Origin of the sequence: Pseudomonas sp. fls2-241-TYG-175 (assembly GCF_030209155.1) — a bacterium.
GTDB classification, from domain to species: Bacteria; Pseudomonadota; Gammaproteobacteria; order Pseudomonadales; family Pseudomonadaceae; genus Aquipseudomonas; species Aquipseudomonas viridiflava.
In genome coordinates this window covers 1-15,872 of the sequence record NZ_JARVSO010000026.1, presented here as the reverse complement: position 1 = coordinate 15,872, position 15,872 = coordinate 1, and the positions used below count along the sequence as shown (strand labels likewise).

The window sequence follows — 15,872 nt, the reverse complement described above, 5'->3', positions numbered from 1 at the left end:
TCAAGAACATGGCTGTAAGTCTGAGTAAAGGCGGTAATGTTTCCCTGTCCAAGGAAGCTCCTGGTCTGACAGAAGTGACCGTGGGCCTGGGCTGGGATCCACGTGTTACCGACGGTACTGAGTTCGACCTGGACGCTTCCATTTTCATCGTCGGTGAAAACGGTAAGGTCCTGGACGAAAGCGGCTTCATTTTCTACAACAACAAGAAGTCGGCCGACGGTTCTGTTGAGCACCTGGGCGACAACCGCTCCGGCGCTGGCGAAGGCGACGACGAGTCTGCTGTAGTCAAACTGACTGGCCTGGCTGCCACCGTGAAGAAGCTGGTGTTCGCCGTGACCATCCACTCGGCTGACGAGCGCAAGCAGAATTTCGGTCAGGTCCAGAACGCTTACATCCGCGTTCTGAACAAGGCTGACGGCAAGGAAATCGCTCGTTACGACCTGTCGGAAGACGCATCGACCGAAACGGCGATGATCTTCGGCGAGCTGTATCGCAACGGTGAAGAGTTCAAGTTCAAGGCCATCGGCCAAGGCTTCGCAGGCGGTCTCAAGTCGTTGGCAGAAGCACACGGTGTGTCGATCGGCTAAACCCGAACATCGCGCCCAATAAAAACCCCCGCCAGCGATGGCGGGGGTTTTTTATTGGCGTTCTGTCAGGCGTTACAGAATACCCGCACCCTTGGCTGCCTTGAGCCAGTCCGGGAATTCTTCCATCAGCAAGTCGTACAGCTTTTCTTCCGGCACTTCGTCCAGTCTGTCGAGGGCGAAGAAGTTGCAGTTGTCGACCACTCGACCGTCCATGTCGTCCAGCTTCTCCAGAATTCCGTAGCCGCGTCCGCCAAGGCCCACGAACTGCCAGAAGATCGGCAGTCTGGCGGCTTCGACCATCAGTTTGCTGATCTCGCGATCCTGATGCACGCCACCGTCACTGATGAATAGAATATAGATAGGTGTCTTGTCACCCGACTGCTTGTAGTAGTCGATGACCTTGCGCATTGCCTTGGGCTCATCGTTGACGCGAGCGCCCAGTTCCCAGTTCTTCCATCCGCCGTGATCGGTCTTGATGAAGTCCTTGAAGTTGGCCAGCGTGACGGCCGACAGCTGCTGGGGTTTGGCGCCGAACGCCCAGCAGTCCAGCGCGCCGTCGTCATCGAAGTGCACGGCGAGCGGGATCAACCGGTCCACCACTTCCTGAACGTGTCCACGGGTGTATTGAGGGTTCATGGAGCCCGATGCATCCAGCACCAGACCGACTCGCGCCTTGGTCTCGGTCAGGTTGGCTTTTTCCAGGCTGACCTGCGCTTTCTTGGCTAGGCTCACCAGTTGAGGTGCCGCTGCGGCGATCTTCTTTTCCAAAGAAATTTTCGCGGGTGCTGCGGGGGCCGGTGCAGGTGCTTCAGCAACTTCGCCTCCGAAATGCACCACCAGCGCGTCGAGCCCGGCGTTGTATCCCTGCAGGTTCGATGCGATGCGCCACTCGCCGTTCTTGCGGTAGATGTCCGCAACCATGATCGCCTTCTCGGCGGCAAAGGTCGCACCGGAGAATTCGCAGCGGGCGACCTCGGTGCCGTTTTCCCTGATGCTGAACTGACTGGCCTGAATGTCGCTCATGGCACCAGCGCCATCGATGGAGGCGGTAAACACCAGACGGTCGATGGAAGCGGGCAGGCTGGACAGTGCGAGCTGGAAGTCGCCGCCATTCACCTGCCTGACGCTGTTGCAGGGGCTGGCGGGTTGATTGAAGAAAATCATGTAGCGGTCATCCGACAGCTTGCCGTTGGTATCGACCCCGAAACACACGTAGTCGATGACATGCGCCGACTTGATCGCGATGGACAGCGTGAGGTCGGTGCCTTGAATCAGTGTGGAAAGAGGGATGCGTTGACCTTGAGAGATAAGCATGTTTCTTCCTTGGCGATGAGGGCGCCTATGCGCCCCGGGTGACATGTTCGAGGTTATCGTTCGCTTCTGCCCACGCCTGCAGGGCCGGCTGCCAGCATGCGCCCGGCCAGACGCGAGAATGGCAGGCTTTGCAGCCACACGGTGCCGGGTCCGGTGAGTCTGGCGAAGAACATGCCTTCGCCGCCGAACAGCATCGACTTGATGCCGCCGCCCACCATGCGGATGTCGTAATCGACCGTCTTGGTCATGGCCGCCAGGCAGCCGGTGTCCACATCCAGTCCTTCGCCGGCCGCCAGTTCGATCTTGCGCACGGTGCCACCCATGTGCACGAAAACCCAGCCGTCGCCTTCAAGCTTTTGCAGCACAAAACCTTCGCCGCCAAACAGGCCGGTGAGGATTTTCTTCTGAAACTGGATGCCGATGGAGACACCCTTGGCACCGGCCAGAAAGCTATCTTTCTGGCAAATCAGCCTGCCGCCGAAGTCGCCCAGGTTCAGCGGCAGAATGGTGCCGGGGTAGGGCGCGGCGAACGCGACGCGGCCCTTGCCGGAGCCTTGTTGCGAGAAGACCGTGGTGAACAGGCTTTCGCCGGTCAGCATGCGTTTGCCTGCGCCAAACAGCGACCCCAGCAGTCCCGATGACTGGTTGCTGCCGTCGCCAAAGATGGTTTCCATCTGCACGTCGCAGGTCTTGTACATCAGTGCTCCGGCCTCGGCGACAGCGCTTTCCCCGCGATCGAGTTCCAGTTCGACGAACTGGGTTTCCGTGCCGTACAGCTTGAAGTCCACGCCATCGGTTGCGCTCCCCGAGCCGTAACCGCCCGAGGCATTCGGATCGGGGGTGAAGGACGGACGCTTCAGCGGCGCTCCACCCTGTGACGGTGCCGAGACGCTGGAGGGCGTTGCCTGTGCAGGCAGCGCCGAAGGCTTTGGCTGGATCATGTCCGGTGTCGGGGCGGGGAACGGCGTGACACCATCCTTCTTCATGGCGCGTACTTCGGCGACCTGATAGATGGGCTTCCAGTCCGCCATGCCTGGTTTCCAGCACCAGGCGCCGGGCGATTCGCGAGCGATGAGTCGTGCGGCCGCTGAATCCAGCGGGCCGAGTTGCTTGCCCGCGTTCATGACATACCAGTCTTCCAAGGCGTTTGCTCCTTCCGGCCTGATGAGTGATGAGAAGTCGTCAGCGCAGGTTGTCAGATGCTCAGTCGCATGGACAGGTCTACGGCTTTTACATCCTTGGTCATCGCACCGATGGAAATGTAGTCGACCCCGGTCTCGGCAATGACCCGCAGCGTATCGTCGTTGATACCGCCGCTGGCTTCGAGTTTGGCGCGGCCAGCGTTCAGCCGCACTGCTTCGCGCATGTCTTCCAGACTCAGTTCGTCGAGCATGATGATGTCCGCTCCGGCATCCAGTGCCTGCCTGAGTTCGGCCAGGCTTTCCACCTCGACTTCCACCGGCTTGCCGGGGGCGATTTTGTGGGCGGCTTCAATGGACTGGGCGATGCCGCCACAGGCTGCGATGTGGTTTTCTTTGATCAGGAACGCATCGTACAGACCGATGCGGTGGTTGTGGCAGCCGCCACAGGTGACTGCATATTTTTGCGCCAGACGCAGGCCGGGCAGGGTCTTGCGCGTATCGAGCAGCTTGACCTGGGTGCCCGATACCATGTCGGCAAAGTACTGCGCCCGGGTAGCGACGCCTGACAACAGTTGCAGAAAATTAAGCGCACTGCGCTCGCCGGTCAGCAGCGAGCGGGCCGGGCCTTCCAGATGAAACAGCGCCTGATCGGGGCTGACGCGGTCGCCGTCGCTGACCTGCCAATGCACGGCCACGCGAGGGTCCAGTTGACGGAAGACCGCATCGACCCAGGCAGTCCCGGCAATGACGGCAGCATCACGCGAGATGATCGTGGCCTTGGCCAGTCGCTCTGCCGGGATCAGTTGGGCGGTGATGTCGCCGCTGCCGACGTCCTCAAGCAATGCGCGACGCACATTGGCTTCGATTTCGGCGGTCAGGGCGGCAAGGCGTAAATTCGGCATAGCGGGCTCCACTCACAAAGTCGAACGAGTATAAGCCACGGCTCTCGTGTAACCCACCCGTGCCAGGCGCGATGTCTGCCTGTCGAGACATGCTGTTGGTCGGTTTTGTAAAAAGCTTTGCGATGTAACGCAAAACACGCGGTCTACCCACGCATAGCGGTTCAGGTGCTTCGCCCTTTCGTGGGCAAAAGAGACTGCTGGCGTTGGATACAGGTTTGAAACATAATCCGACCAGTATTTGACGTCAGAGCTTTGACGTGGCGTTTGACCATCGGAATCTTTTTCCAGATCAAGGTCTGTTCGAGGTTCAGGTCGTTTCCTGTAGAGGGTGTAATGCCGAACGACGAGAAAGTAGTGCCGTTGAGCAAAATGTCATCTGCGCTGGGGGCGAATGCACCTCTGGCTCGGCTGCCTGTGGTGTTGCTGCAAGTGCGTGACAAGGCCGCACAGCAACTCAAGGAAGCGCTGCAGGCGCTGTTCGACAATGCTGACGACACACTTTTCGAGATGGCCGACCGCGCCAGGAGCAACACCGAGCAGAGCATCTTTTTCGAAGCGATGCGCGACCTCCGTCTCAAGCGCAAAAGCATAGAACGCGGCTTTCTCGACAAGTTTTACGAGTCCTTCCTGTCTCTTGGTCAATATCGGATCACCGAGCCCGTTCTTCCTGCTGCAGTTTCTTTCGACAAGCTGGCGCTGGTTCAGAACGACGACCTGGAAAAGACCGTAGCGGTGGATGCCATGGTCGCCAAGGTCATGAGTCGCGACAGTCTCGCCCTCGGTCAGCTCACGGCACGTCTCAATGCGTTGTTGACTCAGCCGGTTACCGATGAAACCAATCCGCTTGGCCCGGCGGTTCTGTGCCGTCTCTTTCTTGAGGCTGCGCGCAATCTGGGGGTCGAGATCAAGGTCAAGCTGATCATCCTCAAGCTGTTCGAGCGCTACGTGCTGAGCAACACGGACCACCTGTACGGCGAGGCCAACCAGTTGCTGATCGCCACGGGTATCCTGCCGGACATGAAAGCCCTGCCTGCGCGTCGCTCTTCGGATCGCCCGGCAGCAAGGTCGGTAGCCTCGGAGTTGTCCGATCCCGCTCTGGCACAGGCCGCCGACAAGCTCGACAAGGGCGTGCAGGAAGTCTTTTCGGCCTTGCAAGAATTGCTGCTGCAGGTTCGCGGCAGCCTGGCGCCACGTCACAAGCTCGACGATGACGAGGTAAGGCCGATCTCCAGCAAGGACCTGCTGCGCCTGCTTTCTCATTTGCAGCAGTACGTGCCGTCCCAGGAAACCACCGATGAGTTCGATCTGCGTAACCAGTTGGAGCAGTTACTGACGCGTGTCAGTGTCAGAAGCGGCAAATCCCGCAGCGTGGGCTCGGGCGATGAGGATGTGATCAACCTGATCGCCATGCTGTTCGAATTCATCCTCGATGATCGCAACCTGCCGCCGTCCCTGCGTGCGCTGATCGGACGTCTGCAGATTCCGATGCTCAAGGTGGCAGTGCTCGACAAGAGTTTCTTCAGTCGTGGCAGCCATCCTGCCCGTCGTCTGCTCAACGAGATTGCCACTGCGGCGCTCGGCTGGGGTGGACGTGACGATTATCAGCGCGATTCGCTCTACCTGCGGGTTGAACAGATTGTTCAGCGCCTGCTCAACGACTTCGTCGATGACACGGCGATCTTCTCCGAATTGCTGGCTGACTTTCTCGCGTTTACCAGCGACGAGCGGCGCCGTAGCGAACTGCTTGAGCAGCGCACCCGCGATGCCGAGGAAGGGAGGGCGCGAGCGGAGCTGGCCCGTCAGCGTGTGCAGCAGGAGCTGAATCAGCGTCTGCTGGGCAAGACCCTTCCGGAGGCGGTGGTGCGTCTGCTTCAGGAAGCCTGGAGCAAAGTGCTGCTGCTGACCTGCCTCAAGCACGGTGACGGCTCGGCCGAATGGCACGCCGGACTGGCGACCATGGATGAGCTGATCTGGAGCGTCGAGTTGCACGACGATCCCGAGGCACGCCAGCAACTGCTGGATCTGGTGCCCGGCCTGCTCAAGGCGTTGCGTGACGGGCTGACCAGTGCGGCGTTCGATCCATTCGCCACCAGCGAATTCTTCAGCCAGCTGGAAACGCTGCATGTTCAGGCGTTCCAGCATTTTTCCCGCTTGCAGGACGCTGACGTTCAGACCGACTCGCCGTCCGGAACGGTCTCCGAAGGGCCGAGCATGATGGAAGTCATGGAAGAAATTGTCCTCATCGCGCCCGAGGAAGCCGGCCTTGCAGAGCCTGCCGTCCAATTGGCCGAGGATGATGCCGGCCTGCGCATGGTGGACACGCTGCGCGTCGGTTGCTGGGTCGAGATCCAGGAAGACGAAGAGCATAAGCTGCGCTGCAAACTGACCGCGATTGTCGAGCCGAGCGGGCGTTATGTGTTCGTCAATCGCACCGGCATGAAGGTGCTGGAGAAGACCCGGGTGGGGCTGGCCGTCGAGTTCCGTCGCGGCGCTGTCCGTGTTCTGGACGACGCGCTGCTGTTCGATCGGGCGCTGGAGTCGGTGATCAGCAACCTGCGCAAACTCAAGAAGGGCGCCTGATTCTTGTGACGGCGTCTGCCCCGTGCAGGCACAGTGTCTCTCCGTAGGTTTTGCGCTTCACGCCAAACAGCCATTTCTTACGGCACAGGCTGCTGTTCAATCCCCACATCCATTTCCATCGCGGGCATACTTGACGTCATTCATGTGTCTGCTCAAGGAGCTTTCATGCAGCTCGATTGCGCCAGTGGCTGGTGCCAGGGTGTTGAGCACTGCCCCTCGCCCAACTTCAATTCGCGTCCCGAGGGCGAAATCTCGTTGCTGGTGATCCACAACATCAGCCTCCCACCTGCCGAGTTCAAGACCGGTAAGGTCCAGGCCTTCTTTCAGAATCAGTTGGACACCACCGAGCATCCCTACTTCGAAGGCATTGCCCATCTGACGGTTTCGGCGCATTTTCTGATTGAACGTGATGGCGACGTGATTCAGTTCGTCTCTTGCCTTGATCGGGCTTGGCACGCAGGTGTGTCCAGTTTTCAGGGGCGTGAAGGCTGCAATGATTTTTCCATCGGGATCGAGCTGGAAGGGACCGATGATCAGCCCTTCACCGATGCGCAGTACGCTGCGTTGATCAAGCTGACACGTCAGCTGCGGCGGGCCTATACCGCCATCACCCCTGGGCGTATTTGTGGCCACAGTGATATCGCGCCGGGACGCAAGACCGATCCGGGACCCTGTTTTGACTGGGGCAGATTTCAAGCGGCTTTGCAGGATTGAAGTGAGGGGCGAACAATGAGTTTTCTGGTGTTACTGCTGGCCGTTTTGGTAGAGAAGTTTTCTGCGCTGCGTCAGCGCGTGCAGCGTGATGGTCCTTTTCTGAAGCAGCTGGCGCGACTTGAATCGGGCCCGCGGACCACGTCGCGACCCTGGCTGATCCTGGCCCTGTTGGTGCTGTTGCCGGTTATCGTGCTGCAACTGGTGCTGACCGTTGTGGGCTCGGTGGCCTACGGCTGGCTGGCCCTGCCGATTCACCTGCTGGTGCTGATCTACAGCCTGGGACGCGGCGATCTGATTGCTGCGTTGGGACCCTTTCGTGATGCCTGCCGACGCGGCGACGCTCAGGCGGCCGTGCATGTCGCCGAGCGGGACATGGGCGTGCAGGCCGATGACAGCCAGCAACTGCTGCAGGGCGTGCAGAGCTACATGCTCTGGCAGGCGCATCAGAGCTTCTTCGCGGTCATCTTCTGGTATTTCCTGTTGGGCCCTGTGGCGGCGCTGGCGTACCGGCTGCTGGCGCTGGCTGCCGAGCACGGTGCGACGCCGGCGCTGGTCGAGCGGGCCGCGCAACTGCGTCATGCCTTCGACTGGGTGCCGGTCAGGCTGCTGGCAGCCAGCTTCGCTCTGGTGGGTAATTTCGTGGCGGTCAGCCGCTTGATGCTGCACGAGCTGCTCAACTGGAACATCAGCGCAGCGCAACTCATTACGCGTATCGGATGCGCGGCCAGCGAAGTGCCGTCGCCGGTGCTGGGTGCCGAAGGGGTGAACAGTCTCGACATGCTCTGGGAGTTGCTGATCCGTGCGGCCATCGTCTGGTACGCGGGCTTTGCACTGTGGACGCTGTTGGTCTGATCCTGTCTTAAAGCGGCCAGCCAAACAGGTCATGCGCGTTGCGCGTACTGGCCTGTGCCAACTGCTCCGGGCTGACGTTCATCAACGCCGCCAGCGCGTTGCAGATATCGGGCAAGTGCTCGGGACTGTTGCGCTGGTTGGGGTACATGGCAGGCGCCATGTCCGGTGAGTCTGTTTCCAGCACCACGCTGTCCAGCGGCAGTTCGGCAATGACCCGGTGCATGCGTAACGCCTGCGGCCAGGTTGCTGCGCCACCGAGACCCAGCTTGAACCCCTGTTTGATGTATTCCCGCGCCTCTTCCCGACTGCCCGCGAAAGCGTGAATGATGCCGCTTCGTTTGAGCTTGTGGCGTTTGAGTGTCGCGATCACGTCGGCGTGGCTGCGCCTCACATGCAGCAACGCAGGTAGATCGAATTCCGCCGCGAGCTCCAGCTGCGCCTCGAAGACCTGCTGCTGTCGCGCCTTGTCCAGACCCTCGACGTAGTAGTCCAGGCCGATCTCGCCCACTGCACAGAGTTGCGGATGACCCTTGAGGCGCGTCAGCCAGTCACTCAATTCCGTCAGATGCTCGGGCACGTGTTCATCGATGTAGACCGGGTGCAGACCGAACGCTGCGTACACCGCAGGATTTTTTAGGGTCAGGTCCCACAGTCGCTGCCAGTTGCGTTGATAGACGCCGAGCACCACCATGCGCTGAACGCCCAGCGACCGACACCTGTCCAGAACCTGCGCGCGATCTGCATCGAAGTCCGGGAAGTCCAGGTGGGTGTGGGTGTCGATCAGCGCCATACTCATTCCTTGTGAATGCGTTGCTTGAAGGTGCGCACGATGGCATGCACGCCGGGCTGATATTCGTTTTTCTGGATGGCCGCCAGCGCAAGTTGCAGGGCGGTTTCGGCAATTTGCTGATGCTGCTGGGCCATGGCGTTGACCGGCAGCGGCAGGAAGTCCAGCAACTGGGTGTCACCAAAGGTCCCCAGATGCAGCGAAGTCGAATTCAGCGTCTGGCTTTGCAGAACGTCGAACACACCCTGCAGCAACACATACGACGTGGTGATGAGGGCGTCGGGGAAATGCCCGAGACGCTGCAGCAGTTCCGTCATCAGACGTTGGCCGCACTGTCTGCTGAAGGCTTCGCCATGCTCCACGATAGTGGTTCCGGCGAAACCATTGAGGGCATGTTCGAAACCGGCCGCACGGGCGCGACTGATGCTCAGTTCCGGACGGGCACCAAGCAGGGCGATATGCCGTGGGTTGGTTTCCAGCAGGCTATGGGTCAGTTGCAGACTGGCGTCGTGGTCGTCGCTGACCACCGAGCAGAAAAACTCCGGGTTCATTTCCCGGTCGATGGCGATGATCGGCAGGCCTTTGAGCTGCAGTTCGCGATAGCTGTCATCACTGGGCGGCAGGCAACTGGCGACCAGCAACGCATCGCAGCGGCGTGCGCGAAACACTTGCAGCAATTGCAGCTCGCTGACGGGATCATCATCGGAACTGGCGATCAGCAACTGATAGCCCAACGCCCGGGCGCCTTGCTCAAGCAGCTTGGCAATGCGTGCGTAACTGGGGTTTTCCAGGTCCGGCAGGATAAAGCCCAGCGTCTTGCTGTGCCGACTGCGCAGGCCTGCCGCCTGAGGGTTAGGCCGGAAGTCATGTTCTTCGACCACGGCCCGCACTCGCTCGACCGTGGCGGGGCTGATGCGCTGTTGTTCAGCCTTGCCGTTGATCACGTAACTGGCCGTGGTGACGGAAACACCCGCCAGACGCGCAATATCGCTCAGTTTCACCGCAAATTTCCTTTTGTTATTGGCGTGGCTTACGACAGTCGAAAAAACTTTTGTATGACGGTCATCTTTACACGAGACCGTGGCACAACCCCAACTACTGCAAGTATTTTGGGACTTCTCCTACAGGATCAGACCGACTGGGCTTCAATGAATCCACAGAATCGAGTAACGTGCCGGGCAATTGTAGATTAAACGTTTCAGCAGTCGCATTGTCTGCTGCAATCGAGATGAAAGCGATGTCCGATGGATAGCACTTCATCCCCCCAAGCTGTCGATCCCGTAGATCGTCATTAAAACAAGAATCAGGTGGCGCCTTGGCGCTGCACAGGAGTCAAGGCAATGCTCGAACTCACTCTGGAGCAAATATCCATGGCCCAGTCGGCTGTGGATAAAAATGCCGCACTTGAATTGATTGCCGACCACCTGGTCGCTGATGGTCTGGTTGCAGAAGGCTATCTCACCGGGTTGATGAACCGCGAACAGCAAGGTTCGACATTTCTCGGTCAGGGCATCGCCATCCCGCACGGCACCCCTGAAACCCGCGACCTTGTCTCGACCACTGGCGTACGCCTGATGCAGTTCCCCGAAGGGGTGGACTGGGGCGACGGCCAGATGGTCTATCTGGCCATCGGTATCGCGGCCAAGTCCGACGAGCATTTGCGCCTGCTGCAACTGCTGACCCGCGCATTGGGCGAGGAAGACCTCGGCCAGGCCCTGCGTGAGGCCAAAACGCCCGAAGACCTGCTCAAACTGCTGCAAGGCGCACCTCAGGAACTGGCGCTCGACGCCCAAATGATCAGCCTGGGCGTCTCGGCTGACGATTTCGAAGAACTGGTCTGGCGCGGTGCCCGCCTGCTGCGCAAGGCCGATTGTGTGAGTAACGGTTTTGCCGCCGTGCTGCAGCAGGTCGAAGCCCTGTCGCTGGGCGATGGGCTGTGGTGGCTGCACAGCGAGCAGACCGTCAAGCGTCCTGGACTTGCATTCGTTACTCCCGACAAACCGATTCGCTATCTGGGCCAGCCGCTGACCGGCCTGTTCTGTCTGGCGAGTCTCGGTGAGGCCCACCAGGCCTTGCTTGAGCGCTTGTGCCTTTTGTTGATCGAAGGTCGCGGCCACGAATTGGGCCATGCCACCAACAGTCGTGTGGTGTTGCAAGCCCTGGGCGGCGAATTGCCCGCCGAGTGGCCAACCGAGCAGATCAAGCTGGCCAACGCCCATGGTTTGCATGCGCGTCCTGCGAAGATCCTCGCGCAACTGGCCAAGGAGTTCGACGGCGAGATTCGTGTGCGCATCGTGGAAACCGGCGACACCGCCGTGTCGGCCAAGAGCTTGAGCAAGTTGCTCAGCCTGGGCGCACGCCGTGGTCAGACGCTGGAATTCATCGCTGAGCCGACCATCGCTTCCGACGCGCTGCCTGCGCTGCTCGCAGCCGTGGAGCAGGGGTTGGGCGAAGAGGTCGAGCCGCTTCCGGTCGTATCCGAAACCCAGGCGGCGCCCGTAGCCGCCGCCGTCGTTGCCAAGCCCGTCAATGCACCGGCCGCAGGCAGCGTGCTGCAGGCTGTTCCTGCCTCGCCCGGCATCGCAATGGGCCCGGCGCACGTTCAAGTGTTGCAGGCTTTCGAATACCCACAGCAAGGCGAATCAGTCGCCGCTGAGCGCGAGCGCTTGCATAAAGCGCTGGCCGAAGTACGCCGCGACATCGAAAACCTGATCCAGCGCAGCAAATCCAAGGCTATCCGCGAAATCTTCATCACCCACCAGGAGATGCTGGATGATCCGGAGCTGACCAGCGAAGTCGAACTGCGCCTGAACAAGGACGAAAGCGCCGCTGCTGCCTGGGCGAGCGTGATCGAAGCGGCTGCCGTTCAGCAGGAACAATTGCAGGATGCGTTGTTGGCCGAACGTGCGGCGGACCTGCGCGATGTCGGTCGTCGCGTGCTGGCACAGATCTGTGGCGTCGAAACCATTGCCGCGCCGGACGAACCTTACATTCTGGTGATGGACGAAGTCGGCCCGTCTGACGTGGCGCGTCTGGACCCGGCGCAAGTCGCGGGCATTCTGACCGCACGCGGCGGCGCGACTGCGCACAGCGCCATCGTTGCCCGTGCGCTGGGTATTCCCGCGCTGGTCGGTGCTGGCGAAGAGGTGCTGCTGCTCAAGCCGGGTACGGCATTACTGCTTGACTGCCAGCGCGGCCGTCTGACGGTTGCGCCGGACGAAGCCACCATGCAGCGTGCGATTCAGGACCGTGATGCCCGCGAGCAGCGCCTCAAGGAAGCCGCTGCGCTGCGCATGGAGCCTGCGGTGACTCGCGATGGTCACGCGGTTGAAGTGTTCGCCAACATCGGCGACAGCACCGGCACACCGGCTGCGGTGGAGCAGGGCGCGGAAGGCGTCGGCCTGTTGCGCACCGAATTGCTGTTCATGGCCCACTCGCAGGCACCGGACGAAGCCACACAGGAAGCCGAATACCGCCGCGTGCTCGAAGACTTGGGCGGACGTCCGCTGGTGGTGCGCACGCTGGATGTCGGCGGTGACAAGCCGTTGCCGTACTGGCCCATCGACAAGGAAGAAAACCCGTTCCTCGGCGTGCGAGGCATCCGTCTGACCCTGCAGCGTCCGGACGTCATGGAAAGCCAGCTTCGTGCCTTGCTGCGAGCCGCCAACAGCGGGCCGCTGCGAATCATGTTCCCGATGGTCGGCACTGTTGAAGAATGGCGTCAGGCGCGGGACATGACCCAGCGTCTGCGCGAAGAAATTCCGGTCAGCGACCTGCAGCTGGGGATCATGATCGAAGTGCCTTCCGCCGCGCTGATCGCGCCGGTACTGGCCAGAGAAGTCGATTTCTTCAGCATCGGCACCAACGACCTGACGCAATACACCATGGCCATCGACCGCGGTCACCCGACCCTGTCGGCCCAGGCTGATGGTTTGCACCCCTCGGTGCTGCAACTGATCGACATGACCGTGCGCGCCGCGCATGCCAATGGCAAGTGGGTGGGCGTTTGCGGTGAGCTGGCGGCAGATCCGCTGGCAGTGCCGGTACTGGTCGGCCTTGGCGTTGACGAGTTGAGCGTTTCAGCGCGCAGTATTGGTGAGGTCAAAGCCTGTGTTCGTGAACTGACGCTGAGCAGCGCTCGGCAACTGGCGCAAAATGCGCTCACAGTAGGCAGCGCCGCTGAAGTCCGTGCGCTTGTGGAGGCCTTGTAATGGCGAAGATTCTTACCCTGACCATGAACCCGGCGCTCGACCTGACGGTGCAGTTGGGCCAGATCGAACTGGGCCAGGTCAATCGCAGCAATGCGATGCTGACTCACGCGGCAGGCAAGGGCCTGAACGTGGCGCAGGTATTGGCTGACCTCGGGCATGACCTGACCGTCGCCGGTTTTCTGGGCGTCGACAACCAGCAGGCGTTCGAAGCGTTGTTCGAGCGTCGTGGCTTCGTCGACGAATTCGTGCGCGTGCCCGGCGAAACCCGCAGCAACATCAAGCTGGCCGAAGGCAGCGGTCGTATCACCGACTTGAACGGCCCCGGCCCGCAGGTCAGTGAAGAAGCACAGCAGGCGCTGTTCGCCCGCGTGCAGCAGATTGCCTCGGACTTTGATGTGGTGGTCGTTGCAGGCAGTCTGCCGCGTGGCGTGACGCCTGAGTGGCTGCAAAGACTGTTGGTGATGCTCAAGGACCTCGGTCTTAAAGTGGCGCTGGACAGCAGCGGTCTGGCCTTGCGTGCCGGTCTGGCGGCAGGTCCTTGGCTGATCAAACCCAACACGGAAGAACTGGCCGACGCGCTGGACGCGCCGATCATCTCCATCGCCGCTCAGGCCGAAGTGGCGGCGCGTCTGCACACTCAAGGCATCGAGCACGTGGTGATTTCCCAAGGTTCGGAAGGTGTGCACTGGTTCAGCCCGAAGCTGGCGCTGCACTCGCTGCCGCCCAAGGTCACTGTCGCCAGTACCGTCGGTGCGGGCGACTCACTGCTGGCGGGCATGGTTCATGGCCTGATCAGTGGCGATGGACCTCACACGACACTGCGCACCGCCACGGCGATCGCTGCCATGGCCGTTACCCAGATCGGTTTCGGCATCACCGACACCGCACAACTCAAGCGGCTCGAAGGCGGCGTCTCCGTGCGCAACCTGACAGAACAATAAGAGAGGATCGTCATGAAGTTAGCCATAGTAACGGCCTGCCCGAACGGCAAGGTCAGCAGCGTACTCAGTGCACGATTGCTCGAAGCGGCGGCGATGCGTCAGGGCTGGGAAACCAGCGTCGAGATCATCGACCCCAACAAGCCGGATCGCCAACTGTCGGCCCAGGACATCGAGGCCGCCGATCTGGTGCTGGTCGTCAACACCGGACCTGTGGACCTGAGCCGTTTTGTCGGCAAGCGTCTGTTTCAGGATTCTCCGTCTCACGCCTTGCAGGATGTCGATGGCTTCCTGCAACGCGCCAACAAGGACGCGCAGGTCCATGTTGCACAAGAAGCTGCCGCCCCTGAAGCAGCTGGCAGCGCGGGTGGTCAGCCGCGTATCGTCGCGATTACCGCATGCCCGACCGGGGTGGCGCATACGTTCATGGCCGCCGAAGCCATCCAGCAGGCCGCCAAGCGTCTGAACTATGACCTGCAGGTCGAGACGCAGGGCTCTGTTGGCGCACGCAATCCATTGAGCCCGCAGGCCATCGCCGACGCCGATGTGGTGTTGCTGGCTGCGGATATCGAGGTCAACACCGATCGTTTTGTCGGCAAGAAAATCTATCGTTGCGGCACCGGCATTGCCCTCAAACAGTCCGACGCCACGCTTAAGAAAGCGCTGGCAGAAGGTCAGGTCGAATCCGATGCAACGGCGGCCAAGTCGCCTGCCAGGCAAGAGAAGACCGGCGTCTACAAGCATCTGTTGACTGGTGTGTCGTTCATGCTGCCGATGGTCGTGGCCGGTGGTCTGCTGATTGCGCTGTCGTTCGTGTTCGGCATCACTGCGTTCAAGGAGCAGGGCACGCTGGCGGCTGCGTTGATGCAGATCGGTGGTGAGGCAGCATTCAAACTGATGGTGCCGCTGCTGGCCGGTTACATCGCGTACTCCATCGCTGACCGTCCGGGCCTTGCGCCGGGCATGATCGGTGGTTTGCTGGCGAGCACACTGGGTGCCGGTTTCATTGGCGGTATCGTGGCAGGCTTTCTGGCCGGTTACAGCGCCGCAGCGATCAATCGTTACGCACGTCTGCCCGCGAGTGTCGAAGCGCTCAAGCCGATCCTGATCATCCCGTTGCTGTCGAGCCTGTTCACCGGTCTGGTGATGATCTACGTGGTCGGTAAGCCGGTTGCAGGCATGCTCGAAGCCCTGACTCAGTTTCTCGACAGCATGGGCACCACCAACGCCATCCTGTTGGGTGTGGTGCTGGGCGCGATGATGTGTGTCGACCTGGGTGGACCGATCAACAAGGCGTCTTACGCGTTCTCGGTCGGCCTGCTGGCTTCGCAGAGCTACGCGCCGATGGCCACCGCGATGGCGGCGGGCATGGTCCCGCCAATCGGCATGGGCATCGCCACGCTTCTGGCGCGTCGCAAGTTCGCCCAGAGCGAGCGCGAGGCAGGCAAGGCGGCGTTCGTACTGGGGCTGTGCTTCATCTCCGAGGGTGCGATTCCGTTCGCGGCCAAGGACCCGTTGCGCGTGATCCCGGCAAGTGTCGTTGGCGGAGCGCTGACCGGTGCGCTGTCGATGTACTTCGGCTGCAAACTCATGGCCCCGCACGGCGGCCTGTTCGTCATGCTCATCCCCAACGCCATCAACCATGCGCTGCTTTATCTGTTGGCTATCGCGGTAGGCAGCGTGGTGACGGGCGTGGTGTATGCGGTGCTGAAGCGGCCAGAAGTGGCCGAACTGGAAGTTGCCCCGGCCAGCGCTTGACCCCCCGCCCAGGAAGCTCTGCGTCCGCTGCTGATGTGACGCAGAGCGTCACGGGCTGCATGCCCACGCGGAGCACTCATCGTTATA

General features: G+C 61.0%; 12 protein-coding genes. 7 read left to right on the top strand and 5 right to left on the bottom strand.

The genetic code is table 11. The features are described from left to right. Positions 1 to 8 precede the first annotated feature (8 nt). Positions 9 to 587 carry a TerD family protein gene (locus tag QRN20_RS18545; RefSeq protein WP_004887482.1) on the top strand — a complete coding sequence of 193 codons (579 nt, stop codon included), beginning with the start codon at positions 9 to 11 and terminating at the stop codon, positions 585 to 587. A gap of 72 nt (positions 588 to 659) precedes the next feature. On the opposite strand, the gene QRN20_RS18540 is transcribed toward QRN20_RS18545, so the two are convergent. From QRN20_RS18540 to nadC, 3 genes are read right to left on the bottom strand one after another with little or no spacing between them, the layout of a single operon-like run. Then, complete coding sequence (locus QRN20_RS18540; protein WP_058432315.1) at positions 660 to 1,901, bottom strand: VWA domain-containing protein; 1,242 nt, start codon at positions 1,899 to 1,901, stop codon at positions 660 to 662. 53 nt (positions 1,902 to 1,954) lie between these two features. Beyond that, positions 1,955 to 3,043: an AIM24 family protein gene (locus QRN20_RS18535; RefSeq protein ID WP_285360966.1), complete on the bottom strand. Its 1,089-nt coding sequence runs from the start codon at positions 3,041 to 3,043 to the stop codon at positions 1,955 to 1,957. A 53-nt stretch (positions 3,044 to 3,096) separates the two neighbouring features. Beyond that, positions 3,097 to 3,945 carry a carboxylating nicotinate-nucleotide diphosphorylase gene (nadC, locus tag QRN20_RS18530; RefSeq protein ID WP_004887488.1) on the bottom strand — a complete coding sequence of 283 codons (849 nt, stop codon included), beginning with the start codon at positions 3,943 to 3,945 and terminating at the stop codon, positions 3,097 to 3,099. A gap of 333 nt (positions 3,946 to 4,278) precedes the next feature. On the opposite strand from nadC, the gene QRN20_RS18525 reads away from it, so the two are divergent. The 3 genes from QRN20_RS18525 (at position 4,279) to ampE (ending at position 8,091) form a co-directional block, all read left to right on the top strand. Next, positions 4,279 to 6,525: a DUF1631 domain-containing protein gene (locus QRN20_RS18525; protein ID WP_122425443.1), complete on the top strand. Its 2,247-nt coding sequence runs from the start codon at positions 4,279 to 4,281 to the stop codon at positions 6,523 to 6,525. A gap of 165 nt (positions 6,526 to 6,690) precedes the next feature. Beyond that, positions 6,691 to 7,239, top strand: a complete 549-nt coding sequence (ampD, locus tag QRN20_RS18520; RefSeq protein WP_029243853.1) for a 1,6-anhydro-N-acetylmuramyl-L-alanine amidase AmpD — start codon at positions 6,691 to 6,693, stop codon at positions 7,237 to 7,239. Between the two features lie 15 nt (positions 7,240 to 7,254). Further along, positions 7,255 to 8,091 (top strand): regulatory signaling modulator protein AmpE, encoded by an 837-nt coding sequence (ampE, locus tag QRN20_RS18515; RefSeq protein WP_058432318.1) that lies wholly within the window; start codon positions 7,255 to 7,257, stop codon positions 8,089 to 8,091. Positions 8,092 to 8,098: 7 nt separating this feature from the next. On the opposite strand, the gene QRN20_RS18510 is transcribed toward ampE, so the two are convergent. Both QRN20_RS18510 and cra read right to left on the bottom strand, forming a co-directional pair. Further along, a complete protein-coding gene (locus QRN20_RS18510) occupies positions 8,099 to 8,887 on the bottom strand; it encodes a TatD family hydrolase (RefSeq protein WP_122466868.1) in 789 nt (262 codons plus the stop codon). Next, complete coding sequence (cra, locus tag QRN20_RS18505) at positions 8,884 to 9,879, bottom strand: catabolite repressor/activator (RefSeq protein ID WP_029243856.1); 996 nt, start codon at positions 9,877 to 9,879, stop codon at positions 8,884 to 8,886. The genes QRN20_RS18510 and cra overlap by 4 nt, the downstream gene beginning before the upstream one ends. A 339-nt stretch (positions 9,880 to 10,218) precedes the next feature. Between cra and ptsP the strand changes: the two genes are divergently transcribed. From ptsP to QRN20_RS18490, 3 genes are read left to right on the top strand one after another with little or no spacing between them, the layout of a single operon-like run. Continuing rightward, positions 10,219 to 13,089 (top strand): phosphoenolpyruvate--protein phosphotransferase, encoded by a 2,871-nt coding sequence (gene ptsP / locus QRN20_RS18500; protein WP_029243857.1) that lies wholly within the window; start codon positions 10,219 to 10,221, stop codon positions 13,087 to 13,089. Then, complete coding sequence (gene pfkB, locus QRN20_RS18495) at positions 13,089 to 14,030, top strand: 1-phosphofructokinase (RefSeq protein WP_285360961.1); 942 nt, start codon at positions 13,089 to 13,091, stop codon at positions 14,028 to 14,030. Before ptsP ends, pfkB begins: the two co-directional genes overlap by 1 nt. Before the next feature lie 12 nt (positions 14,031 to 14,042). Next, entirely contained in the window at positions 14,043 to 15,785 is a 1,743-nt protein-coding gene (locus QRN20_RS18490; protein WP_025996023.1) for a PTS fructose-like transporter subunit IIB, read from the top strand. Positions 15,786 to 15,872: the final 87 nt, after the last annotated feature.